16 protein-coding genes are annotated in these 15,629 nt (G+C 67.0%); 3 read left to right on the top strand and 13 right to left on the bottom strand.

From position 1 onward, the window contains the following. A complete protein-coding gene (locus AC27L4_RS22895; RefSeq protein ID WP_487144679.1) occupies positions 1–882 on the bottom strand; it encodes a LysR family transcriptional regulator in 882 nt (293 codons plus the stop codon). A 109-nt stretch (positions 883–991) separates the two neighbouring features. Here AC27L4_RS22895 and AC27L4_RS22890 point away from each other — a divergent pair, with 109 nt between their 5' ends. Beyond that, positions 992–1,732 carry an SDR family oxidoreductase gene (locus tag AC27L4_RS22890; protein ID WP_487144678.1) on the top strand — a complete coding sequence of 247 codons (741 nt, stop codon included), beginning with the start codon at positions 992–994 and terminating at the stop codon, positions 1,730–1,732. 45 nt (positions 1,733–1,777) lie between these two features. On the opposite strand, the gene AC27L4_RS22885 is transcribed toward AC27L4_RS22890, so the two are convergent. The 3 genes from AC27L4_RS22885 to zigA form a co-directional block, all read right to left on the bottom strand. Further along, on the bottom strand, positions 1,778–3,016 hold the full coding sequence (locus tag AC27L4_RS22885; protein WP_487144677.1) for a calcium-binding protein: 1,239 nt from the start codon (positions 3,014–3,016) through the stop codon (positions 1,778–1,780). Between the two features lie 140 nt (positions 3,017–3,156). Next, positions 3,157–3,303, bottom strand: coding sequence for a hypothetical protein (locus AC27L4_RS22880; protein WP_487144676.1), 147 nt, complete (start codon positions 3,301–3,303; stop codon positions 3,157–3,159). Positions 3,304–3,358: 55 nt separating this feature from the next. Continuing rightward, on the bottom strand, positions 3,359–4,588 hold the full coding sequence (zigA, locus tag AC27L4_RS22875; protein ID WP_487144675.1) for a zinc metallochaperone GTPase ZigA: 1,230 nt from the start codon (positions 4,586–4,588) through the stop codon (positions 3,359–3,361). Positions 4,589–5,178: 590 nt separating this feature from the next. Between zigA and AC27L4_RS22870 the strand changes: the two genes are divergently transcribed. After that, positions 5,179–6,339 (top strand): efflux RND transporter periplasmic adaptor subunit, encoded by a 1,161-nt coding sequence (locus tag AC27L4_RS22870; protein WP_487145237.1) that lies wholly within the window; start codon positions 5,179–5,181, stop codon positions 6,337–6,339. Then, complete coding sequence (locus tag AC27L4_RS22865; RefSeq protein ID WP_487144674.1) at positions 6,336–9,461, top strand: efflux RND transporter permease subunit; 3,126 nt, start codon at positions 6,336–6,338, stop codon at positions 9,459–9,461. Before AC27L4_RS22870 ends, AC27L4_RS22865 begins: the two co-directional genes overlap by 4 nt. A 101-nt stretch (positions 9,462–9,562) precedes the next feature. Here the strand turns inward: AC27L4_RS22865 and rplQ are convergent, their stop codons facing one another. The 9 genes from rplQ to rpsE form a co-directional block, all read right to left on the bottom strand. Continuing rightward, positions 9,563–9,976, bottom strand: a complete 414-nt coding sequence (rplQ, locus tag AC27L4_RS22860; RefSeq protein WP_487144673.1) for a 50S ribosomal protein L17 — start codon at positions 9,974–9,976, stop codon at positions 9,563–9,565. 37 nt (positions 9,977–10,013) lie between these two features. Further along, a complete protein-coding gene (locus AC27L4_RS22855) occupies positions 10,014–11,087 on the bottom strand; it encodes a DNA-directed RNA polymerase subunit alpha (RefSeq protein ID WP_487145236.1) in 1,074 nt (357 codons plus the stop codon). Positions 11,088–11,118: 31 nt separating this feature from the next. Then, a complete protein-coding gene (gene rpsK / locus AC27L4_RS22850; RefSeq protein ID WP_307283788.1) occupies positions 11,119–11,511 on the bottom strand; it encodes a 30S ribosomal protein S11 in 393 nt (130 codons plus the stop codon). A gap of 152 nt (positions 11,512–11,663) precedes the next feature. Further along, positions 11,664–12,032, bottom strand: coding sequence for a 30S ribosomal protein S13 (gene rpsM / locus AC27L4_RS22845; RefSeq protein WP_487144672.1), 369 nt, complete (start codon positions 12,030–12,032; stop codon positions 11,664–11,666). A gap of 336 nt (positions 12,033–12,368) precedes the next feature. Continuing rightward, on the bottom strand, positions 12,369–12,962 hold the full coding sequence (locus tag AC27L4_RS22840; protein ID WP_487144671.1) for an adenylate kinase: 594 nt from the start codon (positions 12,960–12,962) through the stop codon (positions 12,369–12,371). Further along, on the bottom strand, positions 12,959–14,296 hold the full coding sequence (secY, locus tag AC27L4_RS22835; RefSeq protein ID WP_487144670.1) for a preprotein translocase subunit SecY: 1,338 nt from the start codon (positions 14,294–14,296) through the stop codon (positions 12,959–12,961). Before secY ends, AC27L4_RS22840 begins: the two co-directional genes overlap by 4 nt. 67 nt (positions 14,297–14,363) lie before the next feature. Then, the gene (gene rplO, locus AC27L4_RS22830; RefSeq protein WP_487144669.1) at positions 14,364–14,843 is read right to left on the bottom strand and encodes a 50S ribosomal protein L15; all 480 of its coding nucleotides are present in this window, start codon (positions 14,841–14,843) and stop codon (positions 14,364–14,366) included. A 12-nt stretch (positions 14,844–14,855) separates the two neighbouring features. Then, positions 14,856–15,047, bottom strand: a complete 192-nt coding sequence (gene rpmD, locus AC27L4_RS22825) for a 50S ribosomal protein L30 (RefSeq protein ID WP_487144668.1) — start codon at positions 15,045–15,047, stop codon at positions 14,856–14,858. Between the two features lie 23 nt (positions 15,048–15,070). Beyond that, positions 15,071–15,628, bottom strand: coding sequence for a 30S ribosomal protein S5 (gene rpsE, locus AC27L4_RS22820; protein ID WP_487144667.1), 558 nt, complete (start codon positions 15,626–15,628; stop codon positions 15,071–15,073). Position 15,629 lies beyond the last annotated feature (1 nt).

Genomic DNA, 15,629 nt, shown 5'->3' with positions numbered 1-15,629 from the left:
TCACGCGAAAAGGCCGGCAGCCCAGTCGATGAAGACGCGCAGCCGCGGCGAGAGCCTCTTGCTGCGTGGATAGAGCAGCGAAACCGGGCTCGGCGAGGGAGGATGGTCCGCCAGGAGGCAGACCAGTTCACCCGACGCCAGGTGAGCCTCGATGCCGTGGCGCGGGATCTGGATCAGCCCGAGTCCTGCCAGCGCCGCGGCGGCATAGCTTGCCGCGCCGGTGACGGTCATGCTGACGGGAAGCACGACATGGACAATCTCGCCGCCGACCGTGAACTCCAGCGGCAGGACCGCCCCGGTCGCGGAGGAGCGGAAGCCCACCATGCGGTGCCCGCCGAGATCGTCCATGCCGGCGGGCGTGCCGTGGCGCGCGCAATAGGCCGTCGAAGCGCAGGTGACATCGGGCAGGACCGCGAGCCGGCGTGAGATCATGTCGCTGTCGCGCAGCGCGCCGACCCGCAGCACGCAGTCCACGCCCTCCCGCACGAGATCGACGAAGCGCTCGCCCTCGCTGACGCACAAATCGATGTCGGGATAGCGGGCGAGAAAATCCGGCAGCCTCGGGAAGACATAGTCCCGGGCCAGGGTGGCCTGGACGTCGACGCGCAGCAGGCCCTTGGGCTTGATGGCCGTGAAGGCTCCCTCCGCCTCATCGAGGTCGGCGATCAGTTGCAGGCAGCGAGCATAATAGGCCTCGCCGTCCAGCGTGGGGCTGACATGCCGCGTGGTCCGCTGCAGCAGGCGAACGCCGAGCCGGGCCTCAAGGCCCTTGATGGCGTCGGTCACGGTCGCCCGGGGAAGCCCGAGATCCGAGGCCGCGAGCGTGAAGCTTCGCCGTTCGACGATCCTGGTGAAGACGCGCATCGCATCGTAGCGATCCATTGGCCGAAAATCCGAATGGTGTTGTCGAATTTTGCCGGATTATCCGAATGGCGCAAAGGCCTATCTCCCGACCGTCATCGTCACCCGGCTGATGCGAAGGAGAAGGCCAATGACCACCCCGTCCCCCAAGGTCGCCATCGTCACGGGCGCGTCCCGCGGCATCGGCGCGGCGATCGCCGAACGACTGGCGCAGGACGGCCTTGCCGTCGTCGTCAACTATGCCGGCCGCCGCCACGACGCGGACGCCCTCGTCGCGACGATCGAATCGTCCGGGGGCCGCGCCCTCGCCGTGCAGGCCGACGTCGGCGACGCCGCCGCCGTCGCCCGCCTGTTCGATGCGGCCGAGGCCGCCTTCGGCGGCGTGGACGTTCTCGTCAACAATGCCGGCGTGATGGCCCTCGCCCCGATCGGGTCGACCGACGACGCCGATTTCGACCGTCTGGTCGCGACCAACCTGAAGGGCAGCTTCAACGGCATGCGCGAGGCGGCGCGCCGGCTGCGGCCGGGCGGCCGCATCGTCAACTTCTCGAGCAGCGTCGTGGCCATGCGGCTGGAGACCTACGGGGTCTACGCCGCGACCAAGGCAGCGGTCGAGGCCCTGACGGCCGTGCTGTCGCGCGAGTTGCGCGGCCGCTCGATCACCGTCAACGCCGTCGCGCCCGGCCCGACCGCCACGGCGCTGTTCCTCGACGGGAAATCGCCCGAGTTGGTCGAGCGCATGGCCCGGATGAATCCCCTGGAACGCCTGGGCGAGCCCGAGGACATTGCCGCCGTGGTCGCCTTCCTCGCCGGCCCGGACGGCGGCTGGATCAACGGCCAGGTGATCCGCGCCAATGGCGGCATGGTCTGAGCTCGGCCCACCCGGAAACCTCGGGCGGACGGCGGACGTCCCTTGTCAAAGCAGGAAGTCGGTCGCGTGGAGAGTGACGTGACCGTTGAGCAGCACGGCGAAATCCGCGGCGCCGTCGCCGTTGACGTCGGCGCTCACCAGCGTATCGGCCCCCGAGAAGGCAAAGCGCAGTTCGCCGGCATGATGGGTGAAGGCGCCGGAGCCGAGAAAGGCGAACGCCTGGTTGCCGGCGAGCCCCGCATCGGCGTCGATGGCGTGCAGGTCGAGCCTGTCGTGCTGCTGCGTCGAGAAATCCGTGACGACGTCGCGGCCGGCAAGGCCGGGCGTGCTTTCGGCGAGGGTGCGGAAGACGAAGGTGTCGGCGCCGGCGAGGCCGGTCAGGTGGTCCGCGCCACCGCCGCCGATCACCTTGTCGGCGCCGGCGCTGCCGGTGAAGCTGTCATTGCCGCCGCCCAGGCTGACGATGCCGTGCACCTTGCCCAGATGCGTGTCGAACTTGTCGCTGCCCGCGCCGAGGCTGACATTGCCGTCGATGACGCCGGCATTGCTGACGACCACGTTGCCGCTGACGGCCTGGATGGCGTCCACCGCGCCGGAGATGAGGCCGCCGGCATGATTCTTGATCGTGTTGGTCGCGGACGCGCCCCCCTGGACGAAGATCGCCCCGATGCTGCCGTCGGTGCCGAAGATCGTGCCGGAGTTGTCGACGGTGTTGCCCGCTCCGCCGACGATCACGCCGGAGGCTCCTTCGATGTCGCCGTCGTTGACCAGGGTGTTGCCGGTGCCGGAGATGTCGAGCGCGTGGCCGAAGCCGTACGCGTCGCCGCTGCCGTCCGAGACGATGGTACCGTGATTGACGATCTTGCCGTTGTCCGCCTGCAACTGCACCCCGACCGCGCCGCTGATGCTGCCGGTGTTGGTGATCGAGGCGCCGTCCTCACGGGCGACGACGGCCTCTTCGGTGCCCTCGATGTGGCCGCTGTTGAAGAGGATGTCGTTCTGCCCGTCCATCAGCACGCCCGATTTGCCTGTGACGAGAGCGGTCGCGTGGACGACGAGCTTGCCGGTGTCGGCGAGCGTGATCGCCTGCGAATTGTCGGTCCGGACCAGGCCGTCGACGGTGATCTGGCTGCCGACGCCGCCGGCGATGCCGACGCTGTCGAAGCCGGTTTCGATGACCTTGCCGATTTTGGTGACCAGCAGATTCTCGAGATTCGCGAGGGGAACGGCGGTCGTGAAGTCGGTATCGAGCTTGACGGTGAAGTCGATCGTGGTGGTGGCCATGGTTTCTTCCAATGGATGATGCGTCGCCTGCAGCCCTGGCATCCACCATGCCCGCGGATTGTTTCGCTCCGACGTCGCCGCAACCTTCCAATGTTTCACGCCTGAAACAAAGCCTCGTCGGACCCGGGCCCGGCGGGCGATCAGGACGCGCTTTTCGGCAACCGTGAAAGGCTTTCGTCGGCAAGGCCCACGACGCCGTAATCCATGGTGGCGAGGCAGGAGTCGGCGTCCATGATGATCCGGCTGCCGCACGGCCTCCCGGCGGGGGCGAAGACAACGCCTTTCACGTCCGCCTCCGCGGCGGGTCGATCGCCGACGGACGGCGACGGGAGCAACCCACCTTCAGCCCGGAACGGGCCTGCCCCATGCCTCGAAGGGATCCGGCAGGTTGCGATGGGCGGCAGGCTCGAAGCCGGCCTCCTCGCTTTCCCCGACGAGACAGGCGTCGAGCGCGGCGCGGATCGAGGCCTCGTCCATGCCGGCGCCGATGAAGACCAGTTCCTGCCGCCTGTCGCCCCAGAGCGGCGACCAGTGTCGCTCGAGCAGGCGCCGCCATTCGGGATGGTCCGGCCAGCGCTGGCGGGGGATCGCAGCCCACCAATGACCCATCGCGCTCACCCGGGCGATCGTCCCGGCAAGCGAGAACTCGCCCACCCAGTCCGGCCGGGTCGCCAGCCAGAAATGTCCCTTGGCCCGGATCAGGCCAGGCCATGGCGCCTTGACGAAGCAGTCGAACCGGCCGGGATCAAAGGGCCGCCGGGCGCGATAGACGAAGCTGGCGATGCCATATTCCTCCGTCTCCGGAACATGCGCGGCATGACCGTAGAGTTCCTTGAACCAGAGCGGATGCTCCTCGGCCCGATCCTCGTCGAACAGCCCGGTGTCGAGCACTGTCTCGAGCGGCACGCGGCCGAAATCCGCCTCGACGATCCGGGCATCGGCATTGAGCGAGGCCACGACCTGGCGGACCTGCGCCCGCCGGGCCGGCGGGACGTCCGACATCTTGTTGATCACCACGACGTCGGCGAACTCGATCTGCTCGACCAGGAGATCCACGACGGTGCGCTCGTCCTCGGCGCCGGCCGTCTCGCCCCGGTCGCGCAGGAAATCGCCGGTGCCGTAGTCGTGCAGCAGGTTGACCGCGTCGACCACAGTCACCATCGTGTCGAGCCTGGCGACGTCGGAAAGGCTGGCGCCGCTCTCGTTGCGGAAGGAGAACGTCGCGGCGACGGGCAAGGGCTCGGCAATCCCCGTGCCTTCGATCAGGAGATAGTCGAACCGCCCCTCCCCGCTCAGCCGTCGGACTTCCGCGAGCAGGTCGTCGCGCAGCGTGCAACAGATGCAGCCATTGCTCATCTCGACCAGCGCTTCCTCGGTGCGGGAGAGGTCCGCACCGCCGCTGCGAACGAGGTCGGCATCGATGTTGACCTCCGACATGTCGTTGACGATCACCGCCACGCGGCGGCCTTCGCGATTGTTGAGGACGTGGTTGAGCAGCGTCGTCTTGCCCGCCCCCAGAAACCCCGACAGGACGGTGACGGGCAAGCGGCCGTCGTCGCAGATGAATCCCATGAGAACCACTTTCTCCCTGTGCGGTCGAAGCTCGAATTTATTCGTTACGTTATAACATAACAATTAGCAAGGACTCGTGACGGCGCAACGGCTGGCGCGGAAGCCGGCAGGGAGGGGCTCCGCCACGCGTCGTCTCAGCGAAACCTCCAAGTCGACCAAGCACTCCATTGCCCCTTTCCCGGGTCCGTCGGGTTGGATCGGTGGGGCCAGAAGCACATCGGTCAGCACCGCACCGTTCCTCCTCCGCATGCCTGATGGCGCAACCCGTTTTCCTGGAACCGATGACTTTTTATGTTTGGGACTATGGGCACAACGCTGAGATTCTTGGTGGATGCATTTCCCGCCTCCCAACCTAGTCTGGCAATCGTCTCCGGATCTCGCGAGCGACGGCAAGCCTGTCGTTTCCGGGAGGCTTCATCGCGTGGTCTCAACGTTCCTTCGGTTTGAGAGAACACAACCGGGAACAGGCTCCGGCACGGCTCGGATGGTTCGCGGCGGGTCCGGGCACAGGCAGGCATGGACGCCCCCCCGGGAACGGTCCGGTCGGCCGGCTCGGGTGTGCGGGATCGGTCCATTGCCGAGGAGTGCGCATGAACGACAGGTCGGCTTCCTTCCGGTTCCTCCTGCGCTGGCTCGCGCCTGCCTTGCTGCCGTCGCTTCTCGCCTCCGGCGCCTCGGCCCAGAATGCTCCGCCCAGCGTCATCGTCGAGCCGGTCCAGATGGCGGACGTCTCGCCGAGCGCCGAATTCGTCGGGCGCGTCGAGGCGGAGAATGCGGTCGACATCCGGGCGCGGATCGATGGCTTCGTGAAGGAGCGGCCCTTCGGCGAAGGACAGTCCGTCGAGAAGGATCAGACTCTCTTCGTCATCGAGAAGGACACCTATGAGGCCGCGGCCGCCGCGGCCCGAGCCAATCTCACCGGGGCGCAAGCCACGCTGCTCGACGCGGAAGGGCGACTGCAGCGCAATCAACAGTTGCGCCGGACCCAGGCAACTTCCCAGGCCGCACTGGACGAAGCCCAGGCAAGCCGTGACACCGCCCAGGCAGCCGTGAACGTCGCCGAGGCCGCGCTTCGACAAGCGGAGTTGAATCTCGAATATGCCACCATCAGGGCACCGTTCGCGGGTCGAGCGGGGGTCGCAGCGTTCTCGGTCGGGAGTTTCGTCGGCCCCTCCTCCGGGCCGCTGGTCCGGATCGTCCAGGTCGATCCGATCCGCGTGGTCTTCTCGGTCAGCGACCGGCTGATCCTCGACCTGCGGGAGCGCGCCGGCAACGCGAGCAAGGAGGCGCTCGCCCGAAAATACCGCCCGACCCTGAGGCTGTCGAACGACCGCGACTATGCCGCCGCCGGGGAGATCGAGTTCGTCGGCAATGAGCTGGACGCCAGAACGGGAACGCTGCCGATCCGCGCCCGCTTCCCTAATCCCGACGCGATCCTGATCCCCGGCCAGTTCGTGACCGTCGTGGTGCGCGCGGCCGAACCACGGCGCCGGCCGGTGGTCCCGCTCGGTGCGGTCCAGCTGGATCGGGAAGGACGTTTCGTCCTCGTCCTCGGCGACGGCGACAAGGTCGCCCTGCGCCGCATCCGGACGGGCAGCCAGATCGGGCAGAACTGGGTCGTCGAAGAGGGCTTGAGCGGCGGCGAGAGCCTCATCGTCCAGGGCGTGCGGAATGCCCGGCCCGGCGCGGCCGTCCGCGTTCTGCCGACCGGCGCCGACGCCGGCCAGGCGGCCGGTGCCAAACCGCAATGATCTCCTCCGCCTTCATCGAGCGGCCTCGCCTCGCGATGGTGATCGCCGTCGTCATGACGCTGGCCGGGCTTCTGGCCCTGACCCAGATTCCCGTCGCGCAGTTTCCGCCGATCACGCCGCCGGAGGTGCAGGTCACCGCCAGCTATCCCGGCGCCAATGCCGAAGTCGTCATGGAAAGCATCGGCGCTCCGATCGAGGACCAGGTCAACGGCGTGGAGGACATGATTTACATGTCGTCCTCCAGCACCAACAACGGCAGCTATTCGCTGACCGTCACCTTTGCGGTCGGCACGGACCCCGCGATCGCGCAGGTCAACGTCCAGAACCGGGTTGCGCTTGCGACGCCCCGGCTTCCTCCGGCCGTGGCCCAAACCGGCGTCTCGGTTCGCAGCCGCTCGACCAGCATGCTGATGGGCGTGGCGATCTATTCACCGAAGGGTACGCAGGACGAGATCTTCCTCAGCAACTATGCCTCGATCAACGTGCGCGAGGCGCTTTCGCGCATTCCAGGCGTCGGGGAAGCCGGCATCTTCGGCCCGGTCTACAGCATGCGGGTGTGGATGAACCCGGATCGCATGCAGGCTCTCGGCCTCACCGCATCGGACCTGACGACGGCGATCCAGGCGCAGAATGCGCAGGCCTCGGCCGGCCAGCTCGGTTCCGCCCCCGCCGTCAAGGGCCAGCCGCTGCAGCTCACGATCATGGCGCGCGGCCGGCTGAGAAGCGCCGAGGAGTTCGGCGACATCGTGGTGCAGACGAATGCCGACGGGGCGATCGTGCGGCTGCGCGACGTGGCCCGGGTCGAGCTCGGCGCCCAGTCCTACGATTCCCGATCGCAATTCAACGGACGCCCCAGCGCGACCCTGCTCGTCTACCAGTCGCCGAACGCCAACGCCCTGTCCGTCGCCGAAGCCGTCAAAGGTGAGCTCGAACGGCTCAAGGCGCAGTTTCCGGAGGACCTCGCCTATGCGGTCGTCTTCGACAACACGGCCTTCGTGACCGAGACGATCAGGGAGATCGTCGTCACGCTGCTGATCACCTTCGCCCTCGTGGTCCTGGTCACCTTTGCCTTCCTGCAGGACTGGCGTGCGACGCTCATCCCGACCTTGACGATCCCCGTCTCCCTGATCGGCGGCTTCGCGGTGCTTTATCTGCTCGGCTTCTCCGCCAACACGATCACGCTGTTCGCCGTCGTGCTGGCGATCAGCCTGGTGGTCGACGACGCGATCATCGTGGTGGAGAACGTCCAGCGCCTGATGAAGGAGGAGAGCCTCGAGCCCGGCGAGGCGACACGGCGCACCATGGAGCAGGTGACCGGGCCGATCGTGGCCACCACGCTCGTGCTCGCGGCTCTCTTCGTGCCGATCGGGTTCATCGCGGGGATCACCGGCCAGCTCTACCGGCAGTTCGCGGTCACCATCCTGGTGACGATCGTGTTCTCCACGGTCAACGCCCTGACGCTGAGCCCGGCGCTCTGCGCCATCATGCTGCGGCCGCCGGAACGCGAGCGCGGACGGCTGTTCCGCGCCTTCGACGCGATGCTCGAGGCATCCCGCTCCTGGTACCTCAAGGCGCTCGGCCATCTGGCGCGGCGGTTCCTGGTGGTCGGCGCAATGCTCGTCGCTGTGCTCGCCGGCAGCTACGCCCTCTTCCGCACGCTGCCGACCGGGTTCATCCCGTCCGAGGATCTGGGCTATCTGTTCGTCAATGTGCAGTTGCCGAACGCAGCCTCGCTGGAGCGCACGGAGGCAACGCTCGCCGATGTCGTCAAGATCCTGCGCGAGACGCCCGGCGTCTCCGGCACCATCAGCATATCGGGCAGCAGCATGATCGGCGGCGGCGGCTCGGAGACGGGCATGGTGATCGCGTCGCTCAAGCCCTGGAACGAACGCCGGCCTGCCGAGGAGACCGCTGCCGGTATCCTGACCCGGCTGCGCGGGCAATTCGCGGGCATTCCATCCGCCACCGTGGCGGCATTCAGCCCGCCCGCGATACCCGGCTTGGGGGCAACCGGAGGCTTCGACCTGCGGCTCCAGGCGCGTGCCGGGCAAAGCCAGGAGGATCTGGCCGAGGCGATGCGGGCGCTGATGTTCAAGGCCAACCAGACCCCTGGCCTTGCGGGCGTGTTCGGGACCTTCTCGGCCGACGTGCCGCAGATCTATCTCGACATCGACCGCAAGCGGGCGGAGTTGCTGGGCGTTTCCCCCGCGGCGATCTTCCAGACGCTGCAGGCCCATCTCGGCTCCGCCTATGTCGGCGATTTCAACATCCTGTCGCGCGTCTATCAGGTGCGCATCCAGGACGAGCCGGACTTCCGCGGCCGCATCGAGGATATCCAGCGTCTGCACGTACGCGGCCAGCATGGCGAATTGGTGCCTCTGCGGACGATCCTCTCCCCCTCCACCTCGTTCGGGCCCAACACGATCAGCCGCTACAACCTGTTTCCCGCTGCCGCCGTGAACGGCCAGGCCGCTCCGGGCACGAGCACCGGCCAGGCTCTCGCCACGATGGAGACGCTCGCCCGGCAAACGCTTCCCGACGGCTTCGGCTTCGAATGGACGGGTCTGGCCTTGCAGGAACGTCAGGCAGGCAACCAGACCCTCGTCATCCTGGTGATGGGCGTCGTCTTCACCTATCTCTTCCTCGTCGCACAATATGAGAGCTGGACCGTGCCGCTCTCGGTCATGCTGTCGGTCTCGGTGGCCCTTCTCGGCGCGCTTGCAGGTCTGGTCGTCGCCGGCATTCCGATCGACATCTATGCCCAGATCGGCCTCGTGCTCCTGATCGGCCTGGCGGCGAAGAATGCCATTCTCATCGTGGAGTTCGCCAAGGAACGGCGCGAGGCGGGGATGACGATCGGCGAAGCCGCCCTCGCGGGGACCCGGCAGCGTTTTCGGCCGGTTCTCATGACGGCCTTCGCTTCGGTGCTCGGCGTCCTCCCCCTGGTCCTGGCCGCCGGAGCCGGTGCGGGAAGCCGCCGATCGATCGGCATGACGCTCTTCGGCGGGCTGCTGGTCGGAACGGTGCTGGGGCTGCTCGCCATTCCCCTGCTCTACATTCTCGTTCAATCCATGCGCGAACTGATCAAGCAGCGCCTCGGACAAATGCCTCGGACATCTTGATGTTCGTGGACGTCGGCGCAGTCACACAAAAAACCCCGCAGGCTCACGCCGACGGGGTTGCTCGCAAGCCGCCTGGGCGGCGCTATGCCTCAGCCGGCGGCTCACGCCGCCTCGGCCTGCTCCTGAACCGGGCCGGAATCCTGGCCCTTGGCCGAGACGTCGCGGTCGACGAACTCGATCACGCCGACCGGAGCGCTGTCGCCATGGCGGAAGCCGGCCTTCAGCACGCGGGTGTAGCCGCCCTGGCGGGTGGCGTAACGCTTGCCGAGCACGTCGAACAGCTTGGTGACGATCGCCTCGTCCTGCAGGGCCGCGATGGCCTGGCGACGGGCATGCAGGTCGCCGCGCTTGCCGAGGGTCACCAGCTTCTCGACGATCGGACGCAGATCCTTCGCCTTGGGCAGCGTGGTGACGATCTGCTCGTGCTTGATGAGCGACGCCGCCATGTTCTCGAACATGGCCTTGCGGTGTTCGGCGGTGCGATTGAACTTGCGATGAGCCTTGCCGTGACGCATGGCGAAATCCTCAATGTTTAAGGGAGCCAAGCCCCGGTCAGTAATGTTCCTCGAAGCGCTTGGCGAGCTCTTCGATGTTCTCTGGCGGCCAGCCGACCACGTCCATGCCCAGGTGCAGACCCATCTGCGCCAGCACTTCCTTGATCTCGTTCAAGGACTTGCGGCCGAAGTTCGGCGTGCGGAGCATCTCCGCCTCGGTCTTCTGGATGAGGTCGCCGATATAGACGATGTTGTCGTTCTTCAGGCAGTTGGCCGAACGCACGGACAGTTCCAGCTCGTCCACCTTCTTGAGCAGCGCCGGGTTGAAGGCGAGCTCCGGAATGGCGGGCGCCTCGGACTCCTTGCGCGGCTCCTCGAAGTTGACGAAGACTTCCAGTTGGTCCTGGATGATGCGCGCGGCAAAGGCCAGCGCGTCCTCCGGCGTGATCGAACCGTTGGTCTCCACCGTCATGGTGAGCTTGTCATAGTCGAGGATCTGGCCCTCACGGGTGTTCTCGACCTTGAAGGCGACCTTCTTGACCGGCGAATACAGGCTGTCGACCGGAATGAGGCCGATCGGCGCATCCTCGGGGCGGTTGCGGTCGGCCGCCACGTAGCCCTTGCCGGTGTTGACCGTGAACTCCATGCGGATGTCCGCGCCCTCGTCGAGGGTGCAGAGCACGTGGTCGGGGTTCAGGATCTCGATGTCGGCGATCGTCTGGATGTCGCCGGCGAGCACCTGGCCCGGGCCCTGCTTCTTCAGCACCATCCGCTTGGGCCCTTCGGCCTGCATCTTGATGGCGACTTCCTTGATGTTGAGGACGATGTCGGTCACGTCCTCGCGCACGCCCGGAATGGACGAGAACTCGTGCAGCACGCCGTCGATGTGCACGGAGGTCACGGCCGCGCCCTGCAGCGACGACAGGAGCACCCGGCGCAGCGCATTGCCCAGAGTCACGCCGAAACCGCGCTCCAGCGGCTCGGCGACGGCGGTCGCCTGGCGCTTGGCGTCGTCGCCCGGAGCAACCTCCAGCTTCTGGGGCTTGATCAGTTCCTGCCAGTTCTTCTGAATCACAACGGCACCTTTCGGTCGGTCTTCAAGCGGCCTCTCCGGCCCTGTCCGCTCCCTGATATCGGGAGCGGAGGCATCCAACGCAATTCCGTCAGACGCGGCGACGCTTGCGAGGGCGGCAGCCGTTGTGCGGGATCGGCGTCACGTCCCGGATCGAGGTGATGGTGAAGCCCGAGGCCTGCAGCGCGCGCAGCGCCGACTCGCGGCCCGAACCGGGGCCGGACACCTCGACCTCGAGGGTGCGCATGCCGTGCTCGCTGGCCTTCCGGCCGGCGTCCTCGGCCGCCATCTGCGCCGCGTAGGGGGTGGACTTGCGCGAGCCCTTGAAACCCATCGTGCCCGAGGATGACCAGGCGATGGTGTTGCCCTGCGCGTCGGTGATGGTGATCATCGTGTTGTTGAACGTCGACGCGACGTGAGCCACGCCAGACACGATGTTCTTGCGCTCGCGGCGGCGAACGCGACCAGCGGCTTCCTTAGCCATGTCTTCTGTCCTTCAAGCGCGTCCGTAATACCAGACGCTGGGGAACGATGTTCCGGTTGATATCGGGCCGGGCAAAACCCGGCCGGTCGTGCAGGCGCCACCTCGCCAAGGCTCGCGGACGCATCCGCGAGCCGTCGCGTGCGGCGCGTGGATTACTTCTTCTTGCCGGCGATCGGCTTCGCCTTGCCCTTGCGGGTGCGGGCGTTGGTATGCGTGCGCTGGCCGCGGACCGGCAGGCTGCGGCGATGGCGCAGGCCGCGATAGCAGCCCAGATCCATCAGGCGCTTGATGTTCATCGACACTTCGCGGCGCAGGTCGCCCTCGACCAGATAGTCACGGTCGATGGTCTCGCGGATCTGCAGGACTTCCTGGTCCGTGAGCTGGTGCACGCGACGCTCCGGCGCGATGCCGACCTTCGCGACGATCTCCTTGGCCTTGGCCGCGCCAATGCCGTGGATGTACTGCAGCGCGATCTCGACGCGCTTAGCGGTGGGAATGTTGACGCCTGCGATGCGGGCCACGTTCCGATCTCCAAATCTGGTCGCTCCGTCCGCCCCGGTCCGCGACAGCATGCCGCAACCCGAGCTGGAGCTGTTTGTCGCCCTGCCCTGCCGTTCGCAGCCCCTCCGGGCCGCTGCCGCCATGGCATCGCGTGCTCACATCGCAACCGGCAAGCCGGAAGCGCAAAAACGAGCCGCCCGCCCATTCGAGCGATCGACCCGCGCGCCGTTCACGTGAGAGCCGCCTTCTAGAGATTCCCTAGAGCGACGTCAACCCCCGCGAACAACACTTCCGCGCCCGGAACGGACCGGGCACGTCTTGAACCTGCCGGCCTCGCGGCCGGGACAACCGAAGCCTCAGCGCTTGCCGTGATCGGCCAGGATCGCATCGATCTGGGCCGCCACCTCGCCGATCGCGGCCATGCCGTCGACCGTCCGCAACTCGCCGGTACGATCATAATAGTCGGTCAGCGGCGCGGTCTGCGCCCGATAGGCGACAAGACGCGTCTTGAACACCTCGGGGTTGTCGTCGGCGCGCACCGTGCCGCCGGCCGCGATCGTGTCGGCTGCCCGCTTCTCGATACGGCCGAGCAGCGCCGATTCGTCCACCTTGAACTCGATCACCGCGTCGAGCTTCAGCCCCTTGCCGACGAGCATATGCTGCAGCGCCTCGGCCTGGGCCACTGTCCGCGGAAACCCGTCGAGAATGAAGCCCCGCCTGGCGTCCGCCTCCTCGATCCGGTCGGCAACGATGCCGACGACGATCTCGTCCGACACCAGCGCGCCCGAATCCATCACCGCCTTGGCCTTGAGGCCGACCGGGGTCTCCGCCTTCACCGCGGCCCGGAGCATGTCGCCCGTCGAAAGCTGCGGAATGCCGTACTTCTCGACCAGACGCGTCGCCTGTGTGCCCTTCCCCGCCCCCGGCGGGCCCAGCAGGATCAGTCTCATCCGCGCCTGCTCCCCTTCAGCTTCGACTTCTTCACGAGGCCCTCATATTGATGCGCCAGCAAATGTCCGTGGATCTGCGCCACGGTGTCCATCGTGACACTGACGACGATCAAAAGCGAGGTGCCCCCGAGCACGAACGGAATCTGCGCATAGGAGACCATGATCTCCGGCAGGAGGCAGACCACGGCGATGTAGATCGAGCCGATGACGGTGATGCGGGTCAGAACGTAGTCGATGTACTCGGCCGTCCGCTCGCCCGGGCGGATGCCCGGAATGAAGCCGCCATGCTTCTTGAGGTTGTCGGCCGTCTCCACCGGATTGAACACGATCGCGGTGTAGAAGAAACAGAAGAACACGATCAGCAGCGCATAGAGCACCATGAACAGCGGCCGGCCGTGCGACAGATAGAGCGCGACGCTGGACAGCCAGGAGTTCGGGTCGTTGTGCGCCAGGAACTGCGCCACGGTGGTGGGCAGCAGCAGCAGCGACGAGGCGAAGATCGGCGGGATCACGCCCGACGAGTTCAGCTTCAGCGGCAGGTGCGAGGATTGGCCTTCATAGAGGCGGTTGCCGACCTGGCGCTTGGGATACTGGATCAGCAGGCGGCGCTGCGCCCGCTCGAAGAAGACGATGGCGAACACGGCGGTGATCGCCACCAGCACGGCAAAGAGCAGGAAGGGCGTCGAGATCGATCCCTGGCGGCCGAGCTCGAAGGTCTGGGCCATGTGGACCGGGAACTCGGCGACGATGCCGGCCATGATGATCAGCGACGTGCCGTTGCCGATGCCGCGGGAGGTGATCTGCTCGCCCAGCCACAGCAGGAACATCGTGCCGCCGACCAGCGTGATCGTGGTCGAAATCTTGAAGAACATGCCCGGCTGGGTGACGATGCCGCCGCTGCCCTCGAGGCCGACGGCAATGCCCCAGGCCTGGGCGGTCGCCAGCACCACGGTGAGATAGCGGGTGTACTGGTTGATGACCTTGCGGCCGGCCTCGCCTTCCTTCTTCAGCGCCTCCAGCGACGGCACGACGCTGGTCAGGAGCTGGATGATGATCGAGGCGGAGATATAGGGCATGATGGCGAGCGCGAAGATCGCCATGCGGCTGACCGCGCCGCCCGAGAACATGTTGAACAGGCCGATGATGCCCTGGCTCTGGCCGCCGAAGGCCCTGGCATATTCTTCCAGGTTGATGCCGGGCAGCGGGATGTAGGTGCCCAGCCGGTAGATGACCAGCGCGCCCAGCGTGAACCAGATGCGCTTCTTCAGCTCGTCCGCCTTGGAAAAGGCGCCCCAATTGATATTCGCAGCAAGCTGTTCGGCTGCCGATGCCATCTGATGCTCCGCCGTCTTCAACGTGCCGCGGCCCGCCGAACGGCCGGCGGGCCCTGCTCATGTAGGATCAGGCTTCGGCTTTCGCCACCGGGGCCAGCACCTTCACGGTGCCGCCCGCCTTCTCCACGGCCTCGACGGCGCCCTTGGAAGCGGCCGAAACCTCGATGGCGAGCTTCGCCTTGAGCTCGCCCGAGCCGAGCAGCTTCACGCCGTCCTTGACCCGGCGCAGCACGCCGGAGGCCACGAGGGCCTCGGCGGTCACCGGCTGCTTGGCGTCGAGCTTGCCGGCATCGACCGCAGCCTGGAGGCGATCGAGATTCACGGTCGCGTACTCGGTGCGGAAGATGTTGGTGAAGCCGCGCTTGGGCAGGCGGCGATGCAGCGGCATCTGGCCGCCTTCGAAGCCCTTGACGGCAACGCCAGTGCGGGACTTCTGGCCCTTCACGCCGCGGCCTCCGGTCTTGCCCTTGCCCGAGCCGATGCCGCGACCGACACGCATGCGCGCCTTGGTGGCGCCAGCATTGTCGCTGAGTTCGTTGAGTTTCATCGTCGCGTCTCCTTACTCGGCCTCGACCACGCGGACGAGGTGCCCGAGCTTGGCAATCATGCCTCGCACCGCCGGAGTGTCCTCCAGGGTCGAGCGGCGGCGGATCTTGTTGAGGCCCAGGCCGATCAGCGTGGCACGCTGGTCCTGGGTGCGGCGGATCGGACTGCCGACCTGCTCGACGGTGACGGTCTTCGTCTTGGCCATGGTTGGTCTCCTGTCGGCCGCGATCAATCGGTCGACTCGGCGTCGATACCCTGACGCCGGGCCTGGATCTGCGACACCTTGAGGCCGCGGCGGGCGGCGACGGAGCGCGGGCTGTCCTCGTGCTTGAGAGCATCGAAGGTCGCACGCACCAGGTTGTACGGGTTGGACGAGCCGAGCGACTTGGCGACGACGTCGTGCATGCCGACGGACTCGAACACGGCGCGCATCGGGCCGCCGGCGATGATGCCGGTACCGGCCGGGGCGGCGCGCAGCACGACCTTGCCGGCGCCGTGGCGGCCGTTGACGTCGTGATGCAGGGTGCGGCCCTCGCGCAGCGAGACGCGGATCAGGCCGCGCTTGGCCTGGTCGGTCGCCTTGCGGATGGCCTCCGGCACCTCGCGGGCCTTGCCGTGGCCGAAGCCGACGCGGCCCTTCTGGTCGCCGACGACGACCAGCGCGGCAAAGCCGAAGCGCTTGCCGCCCTTCACCACCTTGGCGACACGGTTGATGTGGACGAGACGGTCCACGAACTCGCTGTCGCGCTCTTCGCGCTGACGGTTGTGTTCACGTTCACGAGCCATT

This window comes from Labrys sp. Lb11 (genome assembly GCF_057554225.1).
This window is presented reverse-complemented; position numbering and strand designations above follow the sequence as displayed.

Bases quoted from the DNA above. Each gene is read 5' to 3' on its own strand.
- AC27L4_RS22895 (WP_487144679.1), bottom strand. From the start codon at position 882: ATGGATCGCTACGATGCGATGCGCGTCTTCACCAGGATCGTCGAACGG.
- AC27L4_RS22890 (WP_487144678.1), top strand. From the start codon at position 992: ATGACCACCCCGTCCCCCAAGGTCGCCATCGTCACGGGCGCGTCCCGC.
- AC27L4_RS22885 (WP_487144677.1), bottom strand. From the start codon at position 3,016: ATGGCCACCACCACGATCGACTTCACCGTCAAGCTCGATACCGACTTC.
- zigA (WP_487144675.1), bottom strand. From the start codon at position 4,588: ATGGGATTCATCTGCGACGACGGCCGCTTGCCCGTCACCGTCCTGTCG.
- AC27L4_RS22870 (WP_487145237.1), top strand. From the start codon at position 5,179: ATGAACGACAGGTCGGCTTCCTTCCGGTTCCTCCTGCGCTGGCTCGCG.
- AC27L4_RS22865 (WP_487144674.1), top strand. From the start codon at position 6,336: ATGATCTCCTCCGCCTTCATCGAGCGGCCTCGCCTCGCGATGGTGATC.
- rplQ (WP_487144673.1), bottom strand. From the start codon at position 9,976: ATGCGTCACGGCAAGGCTCATCGCAAGTTCAATCGCACCGCCGAACAC.
- rpsK (WP_307283788.1), bottom strand. From the start codon at position 11,511: ATGGCTAAGGAAGCCGCTGGTCGCGTTCGCCGCCGCGAGCGCAAGAAC.
- AC27L4_RS22840 (WP_487144671.1), bottom strand. From the start codon at position 12,962: ATGAGACTGATCCTGCTGGGCCCGCCGGGGGCGGGGAAGGGCACACAG.
- secY (WP_487144670.1), bottom strand. From the start codon at position 14,296: ATGGCATCGGCAGCCGAACAGCTTGCTGCGAATATCAATTGGGGCGCC.
- rplO (WP_487144669.1), bottom strand. From the start codon at position 14,843: ATGAAACTCAACGAACTCAGCGACAATGCTGGCGCCACCAAGGCGCGC.
- rpmD (WP_487144668.1), bottom strand. From the start codon at position 15,047: ATGGCCAAGACGAAGACCGTCACCGTCGAGCAGGTCGGCAGTCCGATC.
- rpsE (WP_487144667.1), bottom strand. From the start codon at position 15,628: ATGGCTCGTGAACGTGAACACAACCGTCAGCGCGAAGAGCGCGACAGC.